The organism is Micromonospora yangpuensis, assembly GCF_900091615.1.
GTDB lineage: Bacteria > Actinomycetota > Actinomycetes > Mycobacteriales > Micromonosporaceae > Micromonospora > Micromonospora yangpuensis.
The window spans coordinates 4,507,432-4,528,350 of record NZ_FMIA01000002.1 but is presented as its reverse complement, the minus strand read 5'-3'; the positions used below and the strand labels follow the sequence as shown (position 1 = coordinate 4,528,350).

Annotated in this window: 19 protein-coding genes and 2 pseudogenes; 17 read left to right on the top strand and 4 right to left on the bottom strand. The window is 73.5% G+C overall.

All coding sequences use genetic code 11. From position 1 onward, the window contains the following. Window positions 1–54: 54 nt before the first annotated feature. From hisD to hisF, 11 genes and pseudogenes are all read left to right on the top strand, one after another. Entirely contained in the window at window positions 55–1,377 is a 1,323-nt protein-coding gene (gene hisD, locus GA0070617_RS20395) for a histidinol dehydrogenase (protein ID WP_091441055.1), read from the top strand. Beyond that, window positions 1,374–2,477, top strand: coding sequence for a histidinol-phosphate transaminase (locus GA0070617_RS20390; RefSeq protein WP_091441052.1), 1,104 nt, complete (start codon window positions 1,374–1,376; stop codon window positions 2,475–2,477). Before hisD ends, GA0070617_RS20390 begins: the two co-directional genes overlap by 4 nt. Continuing rightward, window positions 2,474–3,085 carry an imidazoleglycerol-phosphate dehydratase HisB gene (hisB, locus tag GA0070617_RS20385; RefSeq protein WP_091441049.1) on the top strand — a complete coding sequence of 204 codons (612 nt, stop codon included), beginning with the start codon at window positions 2,474–2,476 and terminating at the stop codon, window positions 3,083–3,085. Before GA0070617_RS20390 ends, hisB begins: the two co-directional genes overlap by 4 nt. A gap of 297 nt (window positions 3,086–3,382) precedes the next feature. Then, complete coding sequence (locus GA0070617_RS30715; protein WP_175440601.1) at window positions 3,383–3,556, top strand: hypothetical protein; 174 nt, start codon at window positions 3,383–3,385, stop codon at window positions 3,554–3,556. After that, a complete protein-coding gene (hisH, locus tag GA0070617_RS20380; RefSeq protein ID WP_091441046.1) occupies window positions 3,553–4,173 on the top strand; it encodes an imidazole glycerol phosphate synthase subunit HisH in 621 nt (206 codons plus the stop codon). Before GA0070617_RS30715 ends, hisH begins: the two co-directional genes overlap by 4 nt. Window positions 4,174–4,228: 55 nt before the next feature. Next, a complete protein-coding gene (locus GA0070617_RS20375) occupies window positions 4,229–4,552 on the top strand; it encodes a hypothetical protein (protein WP_091441042.1) in 324 nt (107 codons plus the stop codon). An 80-nt stretch (window positions 4,553–4,632) separates the two neighbouring features. Next, a complete protein-coding gene (priA, locus tag GA0070617_RS20370; protein WP_091441039.1) occupies window positions 4,633–5,352 on the top strand; it encodes a bifunctional 1-(5-phosphoribosyl)-5-((5-phosphoribosylamino)methylideneamino)imidazole-4-carboxamide isomerase/phosphoribosylanthranilate isomerase PriA in 720 nt (239 codons plus the stop codon). Between the two features lie 587 nt (window positions 5,353–5,939). After that, window positions 5,940–6,224 (top strand): annotated as a pseudogene (locus GA0070617_RS31100) (MarR family winged helix-turn-helix transcriptional regulator); the annotation flags it as partial. A 2-nt stretch (window positions 6,225–6,226) separates the two neighbouring features. Continuing rightward, a complete protein-coding gene (locus GA0070617_RS20355) occupies window positions 6,227–6,652 on the top strand; it encodes an organic hydroperoxide resistance protein (protein WP_091446787.1) in 426 nt (141 codons plus the stop codon). Window positions 6,653–6,766: 114 nt separating this feature from the next. Next, on the top strand, window positions 6,767–7,768 hold the full coding sequence (locus GA0070617_RS20350) for an NADP-dependent oxidoreductase (RefSeq protein WP_091441036.1): 1,002 nt from the start codon (window positions 6,767–6,769) through the stop codon (window positions 7,766–7,768). 25 nt (window positions 7,769–7,793) lie between these two features. Further along, entirely contained in the window at window positions 7,794–8,561 is a 768-nt protein-coding gene (hisF, locus tag GA0070617_RS20345; protein ID WP_091441033.1) for an imidazole glycerol phosphate synthase subunit HisF, read from the top strand. Between the two features lie 176 nt (window positions 8,562–8,737). Here the strand turns inward: hisF and GA0070617_RS20340 are convergent, their stop codons facing one another. Both GA0070617_RS20340 and yczE read right to left on the bottom strand, forming a co-directional pair. Beyond that, window positions 8,738–9,199, bottom strand: a complete 462-nt coding sequence (locus GA0070617_RS20340) for a hypothetical protein (protein WP_091441029.1) — start codon at window positions 9,197–9,199, stop codon at window positions 8,738–8,740. A 231-nt stretch (window positions 9,200–9,430) separates the two neighbouring features. Further along, the gene (gene yczE / locus GA0070617_RS20335; protein WP_091441026.1) at window positions 9,431–10,096 is read right to left on the bottom strand and encodes a membrane protein YczE; all 666 of its coding nucleotides are present in this window, start codon (window positions 10,094–10,096) and stop codon (window positions 9,431–9,433) included. A 59-nt stretch (window positions 10,097–10,155) separates the two neighbouring features. Between yczE and yczR the strand changes: the two genes are divergently transcribed. Then, window positions 10,156–11,610, top strand: coding sequence for a MocR-like transcription factor YczR (gene yczR / locus GA0070617_RS20330; protein ID WP_091441023.1), 1,455 nt, complete (start codon window positions 10,156–10,158; stop codon window positions 11,608–11,610). Window positions 11,611–11,670: 60 nt separating this feature from the next. Then, window positions 11,671–12,978: a low temperature requirement protein A gene (locus GA0070617_RS20325; RefSeq protein ID WP_229688206.1), complete on the top strand. Its 1,308-nt coding sequence runs from the start codon at window positions 11,671–11,673 to the stop codon at window positions 12,976–12,978. A gap of 73 nt (window positions 12,979–13,051) precedes the next feature. On the opposite strand, the gene GA0070617_RS20320 is transcribed toward GA0070617_RS20325, so the two are convergent. Together GA0070617_RS20320 and GA0070617_RS20315 are read right to left on the bottom strand one after the other, a co-directional pair. Then, window positions 13,052–14,878: an AMP-dependent synthetase/ligase gene (locus tag GA0070617_RS20320; protein ID WP_091441017.1), complete on the bottom strand. Its 1,827-nt coding sequence runs from the start codon at window positions 14,876–14,878 to the stop codon at window positions 13,052–13,054. Window positions 14,879–14,993: 115 nt separating this feature from the next. After that, on the bottom strand, window positions 14,994–15,623 hold the full coding sequence (locus GA0070617_RS20315) for a TIGR03085 family metal-binding protein (RefSeq protein WP_091441014.1): 630 nt from the start codon (window positions 15,621–15,623) through the stop codon (window positions 14,994–14,996). 158 nt (window positions 15,624–15,781) lie between these two features. Between GA0070617_RS20315 and GA0070617_RS20310 the strand changes: the two genes are divergently transcribed. The 4 genes and pseudogenes from GA0070617_RS20310 to hisI all read left to right on the top strand — a co-directional run. Beyond that, on the top strand, window positions 15,782–17,677 hold the full coding sequence (locus tag GA0070617_RS20310) for an ABC transporter ATP-binding protein (RefSeq protein WP_091441012.1): 1,896 nt from the start codon (window positions 15,782–15,784) through the stop codon (window positions 17,675–17,677). Then, window positions 17,674–19,464, top strand: coding sequence for an ABC transporter ATP-binding protein (locus tag GA0070617_RS20305; RefSeq protein WP_091441009.1), 1,791 nt, complete (start codon window positions 17,674–17,676; stop codon window positions 19,462–19,464). Before GA0070617_RS20310 ends, GA0070617_RS20305 begins: the two co-directional genes overlap by 4 nt. 119 nt (window positions 19,465–19,583) lie before the next feature. Further along, window positions 19,584–20,327 (top strand): DUF2470 domain-containing protein, encoded by a 744-nt coding sequence (locus GA0070617_RS20300; protein WP_091441006.1) that lies wholly within the window; start codon window positions 19,584–19,586, stop codon window positions 20,325–20,327. Between the two features lie 106 nt (window positions 20,328–20,433). Continuing rightward, a pseudogene (gene hisI, locus GA0070617_RS20295) lies at window positions 20,434–20,877 on the top strand (phosphoribosyl-AMP cyclohydrolase); the annotation flags it as partial. Window positions 20,878–20,919 lie beyond the last annotated feature (42 nt).

Below are 20,919 nucleotides of genomic sequence, written 5' to 3'. Positions count from 1 at the left end.
CCGCGGTGCGGGCGGTCCGGGTGGTCGTCGGCCGGGCCGCCTAGACTCGCAGGCGTGCTGACTCGGATCGACCTGCGCGGCGCGGTGCGTGATCCCCGCCGCCTGCTGCCCCGTGCCCAGCTCGACGTCTCGGTGGCCGTCGAGCGGATCCGTCCCGTCGTCGAGTCGGTGCGCGACCATGGGTACCCGGCGATCCGGGCGGCCAGCGAACGCTTCGACGGCGTCGCCCCCGACCAGCTGCGGGTGCCCGCCGAGGCGATCGCCGAGGCCGAGGGCACCCTCGACCCCCAGGTACGCGCCGCGCTGCTGGAGTCGATCGCGCGGGCCCGTACGGTGCACGCCGACCAGCGGCGCACCGACCACACCACTCAGGTGGTGCCGGGCGGCACGGTGACCGAACGCTGGGTGCCGGTCGGACGGGTCGGGCTGTACGTCCCCGGTGGGCTGGCGATGTACCCGTCGACCGTGGTGATGAACGTGGTGCCGGCCCAGGCCGCCGGCGTCGAGGGCCTGGTCGTGGCCAGCCCGCCCCAGCAGGAGAACGGCGGCCTGCCCGACGCCCGGGTCCTGGCGGCCTGCGCGCTGCTCGGCGTCGACGAGGTCTACGCGGTAGGTGGCGCCCAGGCGGTGGCGATGCTGGCGTACGGGTCGGACACCGACGCCGACGGTCGCAGCCGCTGCGCGCCGGTCGACATGATCACCGGGCCGGGCAACATCTGGGTCACCGCCGCCAAGCGGCTGCTGCGCGGCACGGTCGGCATCGACGCCGAGGCCGGCCCGACCGAGATCGCCATCCTGGCCGACGAGACCGCCGACCCGGCGCACGTCGCCGCCGACCTGATCAGCCAGGCCGAGCACGACCCGTTGGCGGCCAGCGTGCTGGTCACCCCGTCGACCGAGCTGGCCGACGCGGTCGACCGGGAGCTGGCCCGGCAGGTGCCGGCCACCAAGCACGCCGACCGGGTCGGCACCGCCCTCGGCGGCGAGCAGAGCGGCGTGGTGCTCGTCGACGACCTCGACGCCGGGCTGCGGGTGGTCGACGCGTACGCCGCCGAGCACCTGGAGATCCAGACCCGCGACGCCCGGCAGTGGGCGCTGCGGGTACGAAACGCCGGGGCGATCTTCGTCGGCGCCTGGTCGCCGGTGTCCCTCGGTGACTACTGCGCCGGCTCCAACCACGTGCTGCCCACCGGCGGCTGCGCCCGACACTCCTCGGGCCTGTCGGTGCAGTCGTTCCTGCGCGGCATCCACCTGGTCGAGTACACCGAGGAGGCGCTGCGTGAGGTGGCCCCGCACGTGGTGACCCTGGCCAACGTGGAGAACCTGCCGGCCCACGGCCAGGCGGTCCAGGCACGGTTCCCGGAGGTGTCGGCGTGAGGCGGCCGACCACCCTCGACGACCTGCCGATCCGCGCCGACCTGCGCGGGCTGTCCCCGTACGGGGCGCCGCAGCTGGACGTGCCGGTGCGGCTGAACACCAACGAGAACTCGTACCCGGTGCCCGAGCAGGTCACCGAGGCGATCGCCAAGGCCCTCGCCGCCGAGCTGCGGGACCTCAACCGGTATCCGGACCGGGACGCCGAAGGGCTGCGCGCCGACCTGGCCGGGTATCTCGGCCACGGGCTCACCGGCGCACAGGTGTGGGCGGCCAACGGCTCCAACGAGATCCAGCAGCAGCTGCTGCAGGTCTTCGGCGGGCCGGGTCGCACGGCGCTCGGCTTCGTCCCGACGTACTCGATGCACTCGCTGCTGTCGTTGGGCACCGGCACCCGGTGGGTGCCGGTGACGCGCGGGCCCGACTTCTCGCTGACCGTCGACGAGGCGGTGGCCCGGGTCCGTGAGCACGCCCCCGACGTCATCTTCCTCTGCTCGCCGAACAACCCCACCGGCACCGCGCTGGACCCGGCGGTGATCGCCGCGGTGGTGGCCGAGGCACCGGGGATGGTGATCGTCGACGAGGCGTACGGCGAGTTCGCCCGCGCCGGCACGGCCAGCGCCCTGGCCCTGCTGCCCGGCCACCCCAGGCTGGTGGTCACCCGGACCATGAGCAAGGCCTTCGGCTTCGCCGGTGGCCGGCTCGGATACCTGGTCGCCGACCCGGCGGTGGTGCAGGCGATCGGTCTGGTCCGCCTGCCGTACCACCTCTCCTCGCTGACCCAGGCCGCCGCCCGGGCGGTGCTGGCCCACCGTGAGGCCCTGCTCGGCACGGTCGAGGCGATCAAGGCACAGCGCGACCGGATCGTCACCGAGCTGCGTGCCCAGGGGCGCACGGTGGCCGACAGCGACGCCAACTTCGTACTCTTCTCCGTCGACGGTGACCAGCGGGCCGCCTGGCAGACCCTGCTCGACGCCGGGGTGCTGGTCCGTGACGTCGGGCTGCCCGGTTGGCTGCGGGTCACCGCCGGCACCCCCGCCGAGACCGACGCCTTCCTCACCGCGATGGCAGAACTCGCCCCTCTGAAAGGTGAATCACCATGAGCCGTAGCGCCCGGGTGGAGCGGATCACCAACGAGACCAAGGTGCTCGTCGAGATCGACCTGGATGGCACCGGCAAGGCCGAGATCGGCACCGGGGTCGGCTTCTACGACCACATGCTCAACCAGATCGCCCGGCACGGTGGCTTCGACCTCACCGTACGGACCGTGGGTGACCTGGAGATCGACGCCCACCACACGATGGAGGACACCGCGCTGGCCCTGGGTGCCGCCTTCGACCAGGCGCTCGGCGACAAGGCCGGCATCCGCCGGTACGGCTCGGCCACCGTGCCGATGGACGAGGTGCTGGTCCGGGCGGCGGTCGACCTCTCCGGACGGCCGTACGTGCTGCACGACGAGCCGGTGCTCGCGCCGTACATCGGCCCGGTCTACCCGACCAGCATGACCCGGCACATCTGGGAGTCCTTCGGCCAGGCGGCCCGGATCACCCTGCACGTGGACGTCCTGCGCGCGGCCCGTCCCGGCGGTCACCCGGACGCCCACCATGTGGTGGAGGCCCAGTTCAAGGCGGTCTCCCGGGCCCTGCGCGAGGCCACCGCCCTGGACCCCCGCTCGGCCGGCGCCATCCCCAGCACCAAGGGGGCGCTCTAATGAGCGCGAGGAACGTAGCGCAGCGGAGTCCCGCAGTCGCGAATGAAGGCAGGCTCTGATGAGCGCGAGGAACGTAGCGCAGCGGAGTCCCGCAGTCGCGAATGAAGGCAGGCTCTGATGAGCGCGAGGAACGTAGCGCAGCGGAGTCCCGCAGTCGCGAATGAAGGCAGGCTCTGATGAGCGCGAGGAACGTAGCGCAGCGGAGTCCCGCAGTCGCGAATGAAGGCAGGCTCTGATGAGCGCGAGGAACGCAGCGCAGCGGAGTCCCGCAGTCGCGCATGAAGGCAGCACCGCCTCATGAGTGCCGTGCTGCCCGTTCTGTTGCTGGCCCTGGCCGGGGTGCTGGCCGGTGGGGTGTGGTCGCTGCACCGGCAGGGTGCGGCCCGCAGCACCCTGGTGATCGCCGGGGCGCTCGCCGTGCTGGCCGCCGCCGGCGGTGTGCTGTACCTCTTCCCGGGGGAGAACGCATGAGCCGGGTGGTGGTGCTGGACTACGGCTCCGGCAATCTCCGGTCCGCCGAGCGGGCGCTGCAGCGGGCCGGCGGGGACGTGACCGTGACCGCCGACCTGGCCGCGGCGGCCGACGCCGACGGGTTGGTGGTGCCCGGGGTCGGTGCGTTCGCCGCCTGCATGGCCGGGATCGAGGCGCTCGGCGCCGGGCCGGTGATCGCCGAGCGGGTGGCCGCCGGTCGACCGGTGCTCGGCATCTGCGTCGGCATGCAGGTGCTCTTCGAGTACGGCGAGGAGCACGGGGTGGTCACCAAGGGGCTCGGGTTGCTGCCCGGGTCGGTCACCGCGCTACCGGCGCGCCGGCTGCCGCACATGGGCTGGAACACCGTCGAGTCGCCGCCGGCCTCGGTGCTCTTCGCCGGTCTGCCGGCCACCGGCCGTTTCTACTTCGTCCACTCCTACGGCGTGCAGGACCAGGGTGCGCTGGCCGGGGCCGGCGCGCTCGTGACCACCGCCCGGCACGGTGCGGACTTCGTCGCCGCGGTGGAACGCGGCGCCCTGTCGGCGGCCCAGTTCCACCCGGAGAAGTCCGGGGACAACGGCTCCCGGTTGCTGCGCAACTGGCTCACCACGCTGTGATCCCGACGGTGGGCCGTGACCGTGCCGACGGCGGGCGCGCCGTGGTGAGCGGCCGGTGAGCAAGGAGCGGGCCCGGCTGCGCGCCGTCCGGCAGGCGCAGCAGGAGCGGGACCGGGCCGTCCGCCAGCGCCGGGTGGCCCGTCGGCAGCGGCGGCGGGCACTGGTACGGCGGCTCACCCCACGCTGGCGACGTCGGCGTACCGGTCGGCTGCCCCGGCACACCCGGCGGGAGCGGACCGCCATCGTGCTGTTGACCGGGGCGGCGCTGATCGGAATCTGGTCGCTTGTCGACAACCTGGCGCTGCGGCTGGCGTTGATCGCATTGCTGCTGCTCGTCCTGCCGGCGATCGTGGTGATCGCCCTGGACCGCCGTACCTGAGACCGTCGGGTGCCGGGCCTGAAGCCGGCCGCCGTACCTGACACCTGGACCGTCGTACCGAATCCGAGGAGAAGAAGATCGTGAGCCTGACCCTGTTGCCCGCCGTGGACGTCGCCGACGGCCAGGCCGTACGCCTCGTGCAGGGCGCCGCCGGTAGCGAGACCGCGTACGGCGACCCGTTGGAGGCCGCCCTGGCCTGGCAGCGGGACGGGGCCGAGTGGATCCACCTGGTGGACCTGGACGCGGCGTTCGGCCGGGGTAGCAACGCGGCGCTGCTGGCCGAGCTGGTGAGCCGGCTGGACGTCAAGGTGGAACTCTCCGGTGGCATCCGGGACGACGCCTCGCTGCGGGCCGCGTTGGCCACCGGGGCGGCCCGGGTCAACATCGGCACCGCCGCCCTGGAGGACCCGCAGTGGTGTGACCGGATCTGCGGCGAGTACGGCGACCGGGTGGCCATCGGGCTGGACGTGCGCGGTCGTACCCTGGCCGCCCGGGGCTGGACCCGCGACGGCGGTGACCTGTTCGAGGTGCTGGAGCGGCTGGACAAGGCCGGCGCCTCGCGCTACGTGGTGACCGACATCACCAAGGACGGCACCATGCGCGGGCCGAACCTGGACCTGCTGCGCGAGGTCTGCTCCCGCACCGACGCCCCGGTGATCGCCTCCGGTGGTGTCTCCACCCTCGATGACCTGCGGGCCCTGGCCACCCTGGAGCCGATCGGGGTGGAGGGCGTGATCGCCGGCAAGGCCCTCTACGCCGGAGCCTTCACCGTCGCCGAGGCCCTCGCCACCCTCCGCTAAGCGGTAAGGAAGGGCCCCTTGTTAACGCTTCCGGTAGAGAAGGTCACCCTTCTCACCGGGAGCCGGGGCCGGGGGCCGCGGGCTGGGGCCGGGGGCCGCAGGCGGAACCGGGGCGTCGGGGCGCTGGGGCCGCGGGCGGGTGGCGCGGTTGGTCGGAATCGTTCCGGGTGGGGCTCTCGGCATTTGAGTTGTGCGCAATTGAATTGCGCGCTACGGTCGTGGGCGTGACCGATCATCTGGTGTTGCGCCGGCAGGTGTGCTTCGCGCTCTATGCGGCGCACCGCGCGCTGACCGACGTCTACCGGCCGATCCTCGACGAGTTCGGGATCACCTACCCGCAGTACCTGGTCCTGCTGGTGCTCTGGGAGCACGCCGAGACCACCGGGCGCGGCGAGGAGTACGACCACGCCGCCGCCGTCGCGACCGGGGGCGCTGACGCCGCCGGGCACGCCAGCGCCACCGGGCACGCCGCCGGGCACGCCAGCGCCACCGGGCACGCCGCCGGGCACGCCAGCGGCGGCGGGCACGCCAGCGGCGGCGGGCACGCCAGCGGTGACGGCGGCGCCGTCGATCCCGATCGGGACATCACCGTCTCCGAGCTGAGCACCCGGTTGCGGTTGGACTCCGGCACCCTCTCCCCGCTGCTGAAGCGGCTGGAGGGGGCGGGCCTGGTGGTCCGCCGACGGTCCGCGCGGGACGAGCGGCGGGTGGGGGTGGCGCTGACCGGGACCGGTCGGGAGCTGCGGCAGCGGATGCACCAGGTGCCGTTGCGGGTGGCCGGTGCCACCGGGCTCACCGAAGCCGAACTGGTGGCCCTGCGCGACACCCTGACCCAGGTCACCGACACCATCCACCGAGCCAAGGAGAAGTGATCATGCAGGTGCTCTACACCGCGTCCGCCCAGGCCACCGGCGACGGCCGGGACGGCCACGTCCGGACCTCGGACGGTGTCGTCGAGTTGGACCTCGCGGTCCCCAAGGAGATGGGTGGCGCCGGCGACGCCGCCAACCCGGAGCAGCTCTTCGCCGCCGGGTACGCCGCCTGTTTCCACTCGGCGCTGCGGGTGGTCGCCCGCCGGGCCAAGGCCGACGTGACCGGCTCGGTGGTCGACGCCGAGGTGGGCATCGGCCCGAACGGCAGTGGTGGTTTCGGGCTGACCGTCACGCTCGTGGTCGACCTGCCGTCGGTCGAGCGCTCCGTCGCCGAGCAGCTGGTCGAGCAGGCCGAGCAGGTCTGCCCGTACTCCAACGCCACCCGGGGCAACGTGGCGACCACCCTGACCGTCCGCACCGCCGCCTGAGCGCACCGCCGCCTGAGCAAGCCGGAGCGTGAGCAAGCCGGAGCCTGAGCGCGCCGCCTGAGCGCGTCCGGGCCGGGGCGTGCCGGAGCCGAAAAGACTAGGAAAGGCAGACCCATGAGTACCGTCAACCGCGAGATCCACCTCGCCTCCCGGCCCACCGGCTGGCCGACGGCGGAGAACTTCCGCCTGGTCGAGACTCCGGTGCCCACTCCGGGACCGGGGCAGATCGTGGTCCGTAACCGGTTCGTCTCCGTCGACCCGTACATGCGGGGGCGGATGAACGACGTCCGGTCCTACGTCCCGCCGTTCCAGCTCGACGCGCCACTGGACGGCGGCGCGGTCGGCGAGGTGGTGGCCAGTGAGGCCGACGGGTTCACGCCCGGCGACGTCGTCCTGCACGGCCTCGGCTGGCGGGAGTACGCCCTGCTCGACGCCACCGCCGCGCGGACGGTCGATCCGGACCTCGCCCCGCTGACCGCGTACCTGAGCGTGCTGGGCATGACCGGGCTGACCGCGTACGCCGGTCTGCTGGAGGTGGCCGGGATGGCCGAGGGGGAGACCGTCTTCGTCTCCGCCGCCGCCGGCTCGGTCGGCAGCCTGGTCGGCCAGATCGCCAAGCTCAAGGGCGCCGGCCGGGTGGTCGGCAGCGCCGGCTCGGCGGCCAAGGTCGACCGGTTGCGGGAGCTCGGCTTCGACGCCGCGTTCGACTACCACGACGGCCCGGTGGGCGACTCGCTGCGGGCCGCCGCCCCGGACGGCATCGACGTGTACTTCGACAACGTCGGCGGGGACCACCTGGAGGCGGCCATCTCCTCGATGCGGCTGCACGGCCGGGCCGCGATCTGCGGCATGATCGCCCAGTACAACGACACCGAGCCGCCGGCCGCGCCGCGTAACCTGGCCCAGGTCATCGGCAAGCGGCTCACCCTGCGTGGCTTCCTGGTCGGCGACCACGGGCACCTGCGGGAGCGGTTCGTCGGCGAGATGGCCGGCTGGCTGCGCGACGGCAGCCTCTCCTACGACGAGACGATCGTCGACGGCCTCGACAACGCCCCGGAGGCCTTCCTCGGTCTGCTGCGCGGGGAGAACCTCGGCAAGATGCTCGTCCGGGTGTAGGCGGGCGGGAGGATAGGCTCTGCCCATGACGGTGGCGGTACGGGTGATCCCGTGTCTGGACGTGGACGCCGGGCGGGTGGTCAAGGGGGTCAACTTCCTCGACCTGCGTGACGCCGGCGATCCGGTGGAGTTGGCCGCGGCGTACGACCGGGCCGGTGCCGACGAGTTGACCTTCCTGGACGTCACCGCCTCGTCCAGTGACCGGGGCACCATGCTCGACGTGGTCCGCCGGACCGCCGAGTCGGTCTTCATCCCGTTGACCGTCGGCGGCGGCGTCCGGCAGGTCGCCGACGTCGACACCCTGTTGCGGGCCGGGGCGGACAAGGTCGGGGTGAACACCGCCGCGATCGCCCGTCCCGAGTTGATCGCCGAGATCGCCGACCGGTTCGGCCGGCAGGTGCTGGTGCTCTCCCTGGACGTGCGGCGGGCCCCGGCCGGCACCACGCCCAGCGGCTTCGAGGTGACCACCCACGGCGGCCGGCGGGGCACCGGGATCGACGCGGTCGAGTGGGCCCGGCGCTCGGCCGAGCTGGGCGCGGGGGAGATCCTGCTCAACTCGATGGACGCCGACGGCACCAAGGCCGGCTTCGACCTGGCGCTGATCGGGGCGGTCCGGGCCGTGGTGGAGGTCCCGGTGGTGGCCAGCGGCGGTGCGGGCGAGGTGGCCCACTTTCCGCCGGCGATCGGTGCCGGCGCGGACGCGGTGCTGGCGGCCAGCGTCTTCCACTTCGGCGAGCTGAGCGTCGCCGAGGTCAAGGACGCGCTGCGCGAGGCCGGTCACCCGGTCCGCTGACCACCCGTCCCGGGGCCCACCGAGGCCCATCGCTCACCGGGCCCATCGCTCACCGGGCCCATCGCTCACCGGGCCTATCGCTTACCGGGCCCATCGCTCACCGGGCCTATCGCTTACCGGGCCTATCGCTCACCAGGCCCATCGCTCACCGGGCCCATCGGCCCGGGGCGGCACCCTCAGCTCTGGCGCGGGTGTCCCTCTGTCGAGCGGCGGGGTGCCGGGATGGACCGGACGTAGTACTCCTGCACCGCCGCCGCGTGCTCGTCCTCGTCGAGCCGCCACTCGGCGGTGCCGGGGGAACGCCGCCGGCTGAGCACCACCTGCATGGTCTCGACCGTCGTGGTCAGCCCACCGCTCGGCCGGGTACGCCAGAGCTGCTCGCCGTCGGCGGTGATCCGGAACCAACCGTCGGTGACGCTGACCAGGCCGGCGCCGGCGAGCCGCCGGACCGCCTCCTCCACCTCGTGCCGCTGCGGGATCGACTGGTTGAGATGGTCCGCTGTGGACAGCACGTCGGCCAGTCGGACTCCTTCGGGGCGCCGGGTGTACGCCGCCCGACGATGCCGCCCGGCCCCGCTCGCGATCACCAGCGACACGAAGATCCAGGCGTCGGTCCACCGCCATCCGCTCTCGGCCATGCACCAGATGATGCCTCGCGTTTCCGGTCGTGGAAACACCGTCTTTTCCGCCCGTACGTCCACGCAGGTCAGCGCGGTCCCTCCGGTGCGGCGTAACTCACTCTGCGTCCACCGGTGCCCGGCCGTGGCCGACGGAGCACCGGTGGGTGACCGCCGGACCGCCGTCCGGCCCGTGCCTGCCGGACCGCCGTCCGGCCCGTGCCTGCCGGACCGCCGTCCGGACCGGTCCCGCTAACCCGCGGGTACGGCCCGCTCCGGCTGCGCGGTCGGCCCGGTGGTGGGCTCGGGCGGGGGCGCGACGGTGCAGATCGGGATGAAGAACTGGGCGAGCGGGCCGATGGCGAGCGCGTAGGCGACGGTGCCGAGGCCGACGGTGCCGCCGAGCAGCCAACCCAGGGCCAGCACGGCGATCTCGATGACGGTACGGACCAGCCGGACCGAGCGGCCCGGGCGGCGGGCGGCGTACCCGGTCATCAGGCCGTCGCGGGGTCCCGGACCGAACCGGGCGCCCAGGTAGAGACCGGTGGCCAGGCCGTTGCCGACGATGCCGGTGACCAGCAGCCCGATCCGGACGGCCAGCGGCAGGTCGGTGGGGATCAGCGCCAGCGCGCCGTCCACCACCAGGCCGATCACCAGGACGTTGCTCACCGTGCCGAGCCCGGGGCGTAGCCGCAACGGGATCCAGAGCAGCAGCACGGCCACCCCGGTCACGATGGTGGCGGTGCCGATCGACATTCCGGATACCCGGCTGAGCCCCTGGTGGAAGACGTCCCACGGGTTCAGGCCGAGGTCGGAGCGGAGCATCATGGCCATGCTGGTGCCGTAGAGCACCAGGCCGAGATAGAGCTGGGTGAGTCGGCGGACCGGCCGGTACCGGAAATTGCCAGTTGCTGCCATGCGTGCCACTCTAGAAGCCAATTGTGCGGGAGAAAGAGCCAATATCCGGGGGGTGGCCGGTGACGACCCAGGTCAGGGGAGGCCAGTTGGCCCGCCTGCTCGGGCAGTGGCACGCCCTGCCCGGCCGTCGGCGCAGCCCGGACTACGCCGCGCTCGCCGCCGCCGTCCGGGGTCTGCTCGCCGACGGTCGGCTACCCCTGGGGGTACGCCTGCCTGCCGAACGGGACCTCGCGGAGGCGCTGCGGATCAGCCGTACCACGGTCAGCGCGGCGTACCGGCAACTGCGGGAGACCGGCCACCTGGCCAGCCGGCGGGGCGCCGGCAGCTGGACCATGCTGCCCGGCACCCACCGGGTGGCCAGCTCCGGACTCTGGACCCCGCTGGACGACCGGGACATGATCGACCTCGGGGTCGCCGCGCTCGCCGCGCCGCCGCAGCTGGTGCCGGCCGCCCGGGCCGCCGCCGAGGACCTGCCCCGCTACCTGGGTGACGCCGGCTACCACCCGACCGGGATCATCGAGCTGCGGGAGGCGGTCGCCCAGGGGTACACCGCGCGCGGGCTGCCCACCCGGGCCGAGCAGATCATGGTCACCAGCGGCACCCAGCACGCGCTGGACCTGGTGTTGCGGCTGATGTTGACACCCGGCGGGCCGGTGCTAGTCGAGTCACCGACGTACCCCAACGGGTTGGCCGCGCTGGCGGCGCGGCGGGCCCGGATCACCACCCACGGCCTGGCCACCGACGCCGGCTGGGACGGCGACCTGCTGCTGGGCAGCCTGCGGCAGAGCCGCCCCAAGCTTGCCTACCTGATCCCCGAGTTCCACAACCCGACCGGTCATCTGATGCCGGCCGACCTGCGGGAACGACTGGTCGCCACGGCGCACACCATCGGCACCGACCTGGTGGTCGACGAGTCCTTCGTGGATCTGCCGCTGGACGGCACCCGGCTGCCGCCGCCCACCGCCGCCTTCGACCGGCACTCCAGGGTGATCTCCATCGGCGGGATGAGCAAGCCGTACTGGGGAGGGCTGCGGATCGGCTGGGTCCGGGCGTCCGCCCCGCAGGTGCAGCGGCTGGCGGCGGCCCGGGTCGGGGGGGACATGGCCAGTCCGGTGCTGGACCAGCTCGTCGCGGTCCACCTGCTCGCCGACGCCGCGACCATCGTGGCGGCCCGCCAGCGTCAGCTCACCGCCCAGCGCGACGTCCTGCTCGACGCGGTGGCGGCCCGGCTGCCGGAGTGGCGGGTTACCGTGCCGCGCGGTGGGGTGACCCTCTGGGCGGAGCTGGACGGGCCGATCTCCAGCGCGCTGGCCCGCGCCGCCGAGGACGTCGGGGTACGCCTGGCCCCTGGCCCCCGGTTCGGGCTGGACGGCACCCTGGAGCGGTTCCTGCGGCTGCCGTTCACGCTGCCCGCAGCCGACCTGGTCGAGGCCGTCGGGCGGATCGCGACGGTCCGGTACGACCTCGACCGCGTCGGCCGGCCCGGCTGGCGGGAACCGGTGGTCATCGCCTGACCGGTGCCGTTTCGCCCCGATCGCCTCCGGGGCGCACCGGTGGGCTGGGAGACTGCCCGGGTGGGCGAGGGCACCCGGTCTGCACCGGTCAGCTGGGGTGCGCCGGGTTCCCGGGTGACCCGGCTGGAACTCTTCTACGACCTGGTCTTCGTCTTCGCCTTCCTCAATGTCACCACGCTGACCGGGTACCACCCGGGCGCGGCGAACCTGTACCGGTGCCTGCTGGTGGTGGGGCTGCTCTGGTGGTGCTGGACCGGGTTCGCCGGGCTCGGCAACGCCGTCCGGGCCGACCAGGGCATCCTGCCGCTGGTCGGGTTCGTCACCGTCGCCGCCACCTTCCTGCTCGCGCTGAGCATGCCCGGCGCGTTCGAGGACGTACCGGGCGGGTTGAACGGTCCGTTGGTCTTCGCCACCTGCTACCTGCTGGTCAGGGCCGCGCAGTTGGCGATCTTCGGCTGGGTGGCGCGCGGTGACCCGGAGCGGCTGCGCCGCTGGGCGCTGTTGGCCGTGCTGCCGGTGGTCGCGGCGCTGCTGCTGGTCACCGCCGCGCTGCTGCCGCCCAGGATCGACTCCGGCGGGGCGGCCACGGCGCTGCAACTGGGCCTCTGGACCGGCGCGCTCGCCCTGGAGTACGGGGCGGGCGTGGCGCTCGGCCGGGCGTACTGGGTGGTGGTGTCGGCCGGGCACTGGGCGGAGCGGCACGCCCAGATCGTGTTGGTCGCCCTCGGCGAGTCGATCATCGCGTTGGGGCTCGGCCAGCGGTTCGTCGTCGACCAGCTTCCGTTGACCTGGCCGGTGGTGATCGCCGCGGTGACCGGCATCGCGGTGGCCGCCGCCCTCTGGTGGGCGTACTTCGACACCCTGGCCTTCGCCATGGAGCAGGCCCTGCACCGCGCCCGCGACCCGGCCCGGCGGGGGCGGCTGGCCCGCGACGCGTACACCTTCGGGCACCTGCCGCTGGTCACCGGCATCATTCTCTTCGCCCTGGGCATCAAGGACCTGCTCGTCGAGACGGCGGACCCGACCAGCCCGCCGTGGGGCGAACCGTTGGGCGGGTTCTGGATCCTGGTCCTCTACGGCGGGGTCGGCCTCTACCTGCTCGGCCTGGTCGGCTGTGGCCTGCGGGCGGTGCGGATCCTGCGCTGGCGTTCCCTGGTCGCGGTGGCCGTGCTGGCGCTGCTCTCGCCGGTGGCCGCCCGGATCCCGGCGCTGGCCGCGCTGGTGCTGTTGGCGCTGGTCTGCGTCGGGCTGGTGGTACTGGGCACCCGGGGCGAGGGGCGGCGTCGGCGCGAGGTCCGCCGGTTGGCGCTGGCGCAGGAGGTGGCGGCCGAGCACGAGGCGAGCAGGTGGCGCCGGGAACACCTGTGACCGGCCGCCGGGAGACACACCGCCGGCCGGGTCCCGTCGTGGTCGGGACCCGGCCGGCGCGGGTACGCGGTGCTCACAGCTCGGCGAGGCTGCCCTCGTACATCTTGTCGATCTCGGCGGCGAAGTTGGTCTCCACCCCGCGCCGCTTGATCTTCATGGACGGGGTCATCTCGCCGTCCTCGATGGTCAGGTCGCGGGACAGGATGGTGACCTTCTTGATCGTCTCCCACCGGTTCAGCTTGGTGTTGAGCTGCGCGACGTGTTCCTCGACCATGGCCCGCGCCTGCGGCGAGGTGACGACCTCGGCGTACGGACGGCCCTCCAGCGGGCCGCCGGCGGCCCAGCCGGCGATCGCGTCCGGGTCCAGGGTGACCAGCATGGTGCAGTAGTTGCGGGCCTGACCGACGACGATCGCCTGCGAGGTGTACGGGCAGATCGCCTTGAACATCCCCTCGATGTGCGAGGGCGCGACGTACTTGCCGCCGGAGGTCTTGACCAGGTCCTTCTTCCGGTCGGTGATCCGCAGGTAGCCGTCGTCGTCCAGGCTGCCGATGTCGCCGGTACGGAAGAAGCCGTCGTCGGTGAACGCGGCGGCGGTCTCCTCCGGGAGGTTGTGGTACCCGCGCATCACCGGTCGGCCGCGTAGCAGGATCTCGCCGTCGGTGTCGATCCGGCACTCCAGGTCGCCCATGGCCGGCCCGACGGTGCCGATGCGCAGTTTGCCCGGCCGGTTGACGAAGTTGCCGGCGCTGGTCTCGGTGAGCCCGTACCCCTCGGAGATGGGCAGGTTCGCGGCGGCGAAGAAGCTGGAGATCTCCTGACTCAGCGGGGCCGAGCCGGAGACCAGCACCCGGATCCGACCGCCGAGGCGGGCCTGGAGCTTGCTGAAGACCAGCTTCTCGGCCAGCGTGTACTTCAGTTTCAGGCCACCCGGCACCGGCCGGCCGGCCTGTTCCAGCGCGACCTTCTCCCGGCCGATCCGCACCCCCCAGGCGAAGATCTTCGCCTTCGCCCCGCCGGCGCTCTGGGCGGTGGTGACCGCCTTGTTGTAGACCTTCTCGAAGACCCGGGGAGCCCCGCACATCAGCGTCGGGCGCACCACGCCCAGCAGTTCGACCAGCTTGTCCACCCGGCCGTCGACGTAGGTGGGCAGGCCGACGTGGATCCCGCCGCAGAGCAGCGTCTTGCCGAAGGAGTGCGACAGCGGCAACCACAGGTAGTGCAGGTCGTCGCCGCGTAGCAGGCCGGTGTCGGCCTGGACCACGCCCTCCCAGCACCAGCCGCCGTGCAGCAGCTCGACGCCCTTGGGGCGGCCGGTGGTGCCCGAGGTGTAGATCAGGGTGGCCAGGTGGTCCGGCCCGATGCCGGCCACCGTCCGTTCGATCAGGTCGGGATCGGCGGCCAGCGCCCGGCTGCCCTGCTCCTCCAGTTCGGCGAGGGTGAGCTGGGGGACGGCCGCGGCGGGGTCGGCGGCACCGTCGATGAGCACCACGTGGGTAAGCGCCGGCAGGCTCGCGCCGGTGATCTTGGCGGCCTGGGCCGGGTTCTCGGCGAACAGCACCCGGGACGCGGAGTCGGCGAGGATGTAGACCGTGTCGTCCGGCTCGGTGGTCGGGTAGACGGTGGTGGTCGCGCCGCCGGCGCACATGATGCCGAGGTCGGCGAGCACCCATTCGAGCCGGGTGTTGGCCAGGATGGCCACCGGCTCCTCCGGGCCGAGGCCGAGGCCCTGCAGGCCGGCGGCGACCGCCTTGGCGCGCCGGCCGACCTGTTCCCAGGTCAGCCAGACCGGGCCCGAGTCGTCGGCGGAGGGGTGGCCGAAGGCGTGGCGGTCGCCGGAGGCGGCGACCCGCTTGAGGAACATGTCGGGGATGGAGCGGTACGGTACGTCGAGAGCCATCGTGGTAGCCGCCTTTGGGGGTGGAGGCGTGACCGAGGTCACGTCGGGGTGCGGTTACCGAAGCGTATTGCCTGCACCCGCCATCGACCACCCCCGCCGGGGCCCGACCGGCTGCTCAGAAGCCGAGCGCGGCGGTGCGCAGCCGTTCGGCGACCGCCGGCGGGCCGTCCAGGTGGACCCGGGCCGCCGGCTGCCGACCGGAGAGGAAGAGCAGCAGCTCTCCCGGGTCGCCCACCACCCGGAGCTGCTCGCCACCGCGACCGCTGCCGACCTCACCGTGCCCCGGTGCCTCGATGAGCACCCGGGCCGGGAACCGGCGCAGCGCCAACCGGGCCACCGGCCCGACCCGCCGCCACAGCCCCGCCGTCAACCCGGCCGGCAACTCCCGCGGCTGCCAGTCCGGCACCGCCCGGCGGACGTCCTCGTGGTGGATGAAGAACTCCATCAGGTTGGCCGCCTCGTCGACCAGTGGGTTGCTCAGCGGGCTCCACAGCGGTGGCCGACGGACCTGCCCGACCAGGGCGGCCCAGTCCCGCGCGGCGATCCGGCGGCGGACCCGCTCGGCGTACCCGGCCAACGGCGGCAGCACGATGCCGGCGCCGGCGTCCGGGCGGCGCTCCCGCACGATCAGGTGGGCGGCCAGGTCCCGGGTCGTCCACCCCTCGTTGAGGGTGGGCGCGTCCGGGCCCACGGCGAGAAAGAGGTCGGCGAGCGCCAAGCGCTCCGATCGGGCGTACCGAGGCATGGCCTGATCGTAGGCCCGCCGGCGCCCCCCGGCGCGGCGAGTGGGCCGCTCGGCCTACCGGTTCGGGCGTGATGGTGGACATATCCTGGCGGGTCGGCGGAGGTGGCGGCGAACGGTAAGGATGAGTAGGCAGACGGGCAACTTACGGCGGGGGAAGCGTGGCGAGCAGGACGAGTCGGGACGTGCTCTTGCGGGGACTCTCCGTCCTCGGTCTGGCGATCCGGGAACAACCGCGGATCTTCGCGGTGGCGGTCGCCGGTAGCGTGCTGTTCGGCGTGATGGTGATCGCCAGCGCCTTCGTGGTCGGCGCGGTGGTCGGTGACGTGGTGGTGCCGGCGATCTCGGCCGGATCGGTGGGGCTGGGCGTGTTGGCCCTCGCGGCGGCGGCCCTGTTCGGCATCAGTGTGCTGCGGGTGGTGGGGATCTTCGGCCGGCGGCTCGGTGCCGGGTTCATGCAGTTCCGGCTCCAGGCCGCCTACCGCCGCCGGGTGACCCGCCGCTACCTGGACCTGCCACTGGCCTGGCACCACCGCAACGCCACCGGCACGTTGCTGTCCAACGCCAACTCCGACGTCGAGGCCGCCTGGTACCCGATCGCGCCGCTGCCGTTCGCCGTCGGCACGTTGGTGATGCTGGTCGGTGCGATCGGATCGCTGTTCCTCACCGACTGGGCGCTGGCCCTGGTCGGCCTGGCCGTGTTTCCCGCCCTGTTCGCGCTCAACGTGGTCTACTCCCGGCGGATGGCGCCCCGGCAGCAACGCGCCCAACGGCTGCGCGCCGAGGTCAGCGGCATCGCCCACGAGAGTTTCGACGGCGCCCTGGTGGTCAAGACGATGGGCCGGGAGGCGCAGGAGACCGCCCGGTTCGCCGAACGCGCCGGTGAGCTGCGCAACGCGCTGATCTCCGTCGGTCGGCTGCGCGGGCTCTTCGACCCGCTGCTGGAGACCCTGCCCAGTCTCGGCACCCTGGCCGTGCTGGTGGTCGGCACGATCCGGCTCCGGCAGGAGGCGATCAGCGTCGCCGAGCTGGTAAGCGTGGCCTTCCTTTTCACCGTGCTGGCCTTTCCGGTGCGGGCCATCGGGTGGGTCCTGGCCGAACTGCCACGCAGCGTCGCCGGCTGGGACCGGGTCCGCCGGGTGCTCGACGCCTCCGGCGAGATGCCGTACGGCGACGTGACGCTCGACGCGGCGCAGTCGCGCCCGGCCAGTCTCACCTTCGCCGACGTGCACTTCTCCTACGAGCCGGTCGAGGCGCACCGGCCCGGTGCCCAGGTGCTCGGCGAGGTGGGTTTCACCGTGCCGGCCGGCCGGACCGTGGCCCTGGTCGGGCCGACCGGGGCCGGTAAGTCCACCATCGCCTCGCTGGCCGTCCGGCTGGTCGACCCGCCGCGCGGCACGGTGACCCTGGACGGGGTGGACGTGCGGAGCCTCACCGCCGCCTCGCTGGCCCAGACGGCCGCGCTGGTGGCCCAGGTGCCGTTCGTCTTCGACGACACGGTCCGGGCCAACATCAGCCTGGACCGGCCCGGCGTCGACGACGAGCAGGTCTGGGCGGCGCTGCGGCTGGCCGAGGCGGACGGGTTCGTCGCCGCCCTGCCCGACGGCCTGGACACCATGGTCGGTGAGCGGGGTACCTCGCTCTCCGGCGGGCAGCGGCAGCGGCTGACCCTGGCCCGGGCGCTGGCCGGCCGGCCCCGGCTGCTGGTGCTCGACGACGCCACCAGCGCGGTGGACCCCCGGGTCGAGGCGACCATCCTGGCCGGGCTGCGCTCCGCCGGGCCGGCCGGCCCGGCCACCTCGATCCTGGTGGTGGCCTACCGGCGGGCCACCATCGCGCTCGCCGACGAGGTGATCTACCTGGAGCAGGGCCGGGTGGTCGCCCGGGGCACCCACGCCGAGCTGCTGGCCACCGTCGGCGGGTACGCCGACCTGGTCACCGCCTACGAGCAGGCCGACGCCGAGGGCGAACAGGCAGGTGGTGTGGACCCACCACCGACCGGGTACGACCCGGTGATCCCGGTCGATTCGGGCCTGGAAGTGGAGGCGGACCGGTGACCACCACGGCGAGGACCGCAGGGCGGCCGGTGGGCGACTCCACCTGGCGGACGTTCCGCCGTGGGCTGGCACTCTCCCCGGAGCTGCGGACCGGGCTGGCCGGCACCCTGGCCCTGGCCCTGGTCTACATGGTCGGCCGGGTGGCCGTGCCGGTCGCCGTCCAGCAGGGCATCGACCGGGGGCTGACCGACCCGGGCGGGCCGAACCTCGACGTGGTGGCCGTCGTCGTGGCGTTGACCGCGGCCGTCCTGGTGGTCACCACCGCCTGCGGCTACCTGATGACCCGGCGGCTCTTCACGGTCAGCGAGACCGCGCTGGCAAACGTCCGGACCCGGGCCTTCCGGCACGTGCACGACCTGTCCATGCTGCACCAGCAGTCCGAGCGGCGGGGCTCGCTGGTGTCCCGGGTGACCAGCGACGTCGACCAGATCACCCAGTTCCTCCAGTGGGGCGGGGTGATCCTGCTGGTCAACCTCGGGCAGCTGGTGGTCACCACGGCGGTGATGCTGGCGTACTCCTGGCAGTTGACCCTGGTGGTGTTCGCCGCCTTCCTGCCGGCGGTGCTGGTGATCCGGTCGCTGCAGCGCCGCCTCGGCGCCGCGTACGGGGTGGTCCGGGAACGGATGGGCACGCTGCTCGGCACGATCGGCGAGAGCGTGGTGGGCGCGCCGGTGATCCGGGCGTACGGCATCTCCGGGCGGACCTCCCGGCGGCTCGACGAGGCGATCGAGAACCAGCGCCGGGCCCAGCAGCGGGCCATCCGGATCAGCGTGCTGGGTAGTTCGGTGGGGGAGCTGGCGGCCGGTCTGGCGCTGGCCGGGGTGGTCGTGCTGGGGGTCACCCTCGGGGTGGACGGCACCCTGTCCATCGGTCAGCTCACCGCGTTCCTGTTCCTGGTGACGCTCTTCATCCAGCCGGTGCAGATCGCCACCGAGGTGCTCAACGAGGCGCAGAACGCGATCGCCGGCTGGCGGCGGGTGCTGGACGTGCTCGACGTCGCCCCGGACGTGGCCGACCCGGGCGAGCAGGGCCGGGACCTGCCGGCGGGGCCGTTGGACATCCGCTTCGCCGGGGTGGGCTTCGCCTACCCGGGCGGCGCGCCGGTGCTGCACGACGTCGACCTGGAGATCGCGGCGAAGAGCCGGGTGGCGGTGGTGGGTGAGACCGGCAGCGGCAAGACCACCTTCGCCAAGCTGCTCACCCGGTTGATGGATCCGAGCAGCGGCGAGGTGCTGCTCTCCGGGGTGCCGCTGCGGCGGGTCCGGTTCGCCTCGTTGCGCTCGCGGGTGGTGATGGTCCCGCAGGACGGGTTCCTCTTCGACGCCACGGTGGGGCAGAACGTCCGGTTCGCCCGGCCGGAGCTCAGCGACGACCAGCTCACCGCCGCCTTCACCGAGTTGGGGTTGGCCGACTGGCTGGAGGGGCTGCCGGCCGGGCTGGACACTCCGGTCGGTGAGCGCGGCGAGGCGCTCAGCGTGGGGGAGCGGCAGCTCGTCGCGCTGGCCCGGGCCTACGTCGCCGATCCGGACCTGCTGGTGTTGGACGAGGCGACCAGCGCGGTCGACCCGGCCACCGAGGTACGGCTGCAGCGGACCCTGGACGCGGTGACCCGGGGGCGTACCACGCTGGCGATCGCGCACCGGCTCTCCACCGCCCAGGCCGCCGACGAGGTGATCGTGGTGGACAAGGGTCGGATCGTGCAGCGTGGCCCGCACGACGAGCTGCTGCGCGAGCCCGGCTCGGTCTACGCGCTGCTCTACGCCTCCTGGCTGGAGCAGACCCGGTGAGCTGACGGGGTGGCTGTCGGGATGGGACGTGGACGGCGGCGGGGCCGGTGCTCTAGGGTGCGAGTTAGGTAAGCCTAACCTACTTCCGGAGGTGCGCCGTGCGCCCCAGCCCCGCCGTCGTGCGGCCCAGTCCCGCCGAACTCGTCCGTACCCTGACGGCCGGGCGGTTGCCCGCACTCGTCCACGTCGCGCACCGTCCCGGCCCGCACCACGTCCGGCACGTCACCGACCAGGAGGGGCAACTGCTGATGCTGGTGCCGGTGGTCAGCGACCTCGCCGTCGCGCTGGAGCCGGCGACCGGGGGCGACGTCGCCGTGGTCCTCGACGTGCTCGACCTGCCGCCGGGCGCCGGTGCCCCGTCGCTGGGCCGGGCCTGGGTCTCCGGCCGTGCCAGCCGGCTGCGCGACGACGCGCAGCGGCAGGCCACCCTGGACTTCGCCGACGTGGCCCCGACCGGAGACCTGCTCGACGTCGGCACCCGGTTCCGGCTGTACCGCTTCGAGGTCGCCGAGGCCCGGCTGGAACGCGCCGGCACCGTGCTGCGCGTCGACCCCGGGGAGTACGCCGCCGCCGAGCCGGACCCGTTGCACCCGGTCGAGGCGCAGGTGCTCGCCGACCTCGCCGACCACCACGGCGCGGAGGTCACCGGGTACGTCCGGCGACACCTCGGCCCCGCGGCTCCGCCCGGTCCGGTCCGGCCGGTCCGGGTGGACCGGTACGGCCTGGTCGTCACGTACGGCCGGACGCCGCAGCGCCACCAGCTCCGGCTGGCCTTCCCGCACCCCGTGCGGCACCCGGGTGAACTGGCCCGCGCCCTGCACCCGGTGCTCTGCCGACCCCGTCCCGTCCACACCCCCGACTGAGCCACGCGGCGGCAGTTCGGCCGGTCCGGTGCCGAGGTCACCGGAAGACCCGTTTCCGGTGGGCCGGGTGGCCGGGGACCCGGGCGGGTGCGGACAATGGGTCACTGTGCCCGTACCTGACGCGCCGGTGACCGGCGCCCACCCCAGCCCGCCGGGGCCGACGCCCGCCGGCGCGGCCCGTGGTTCCCGCCTCGACCCGGCCGTCGCGGCCCGGCTCAAGCGCGACGCCGACGGCCTGGTCGCCGCCGTGGTCCGTCAGTACGACTCCGGCGAGGTGCTGATGGTCGGCTGGATGGACGACGAGGCCCTGCACCTGACCCTGACCACCGGCCGGGCCACCTACTGGTCGCGCAGCCGGCAGGAGTACTGGGTCAAGGGTGACACCTCCGGGCACCACCAGTACGTCCACTCGGTGGCGCTGGACTGCGACGGCGACGCGCTGCTGGTGAGCGTGGACCAGGTAGGCGCGGCGTGCCACACCGGCGACCGGACCTGCTTCCACACCGAGCTGCCGGTCACCACCCCTGCCGACCAGCGGCCATCGGGCTCCGCCGCCGACCAGCGGCCATCGGGCTCCGCCGTCGACGGGCAG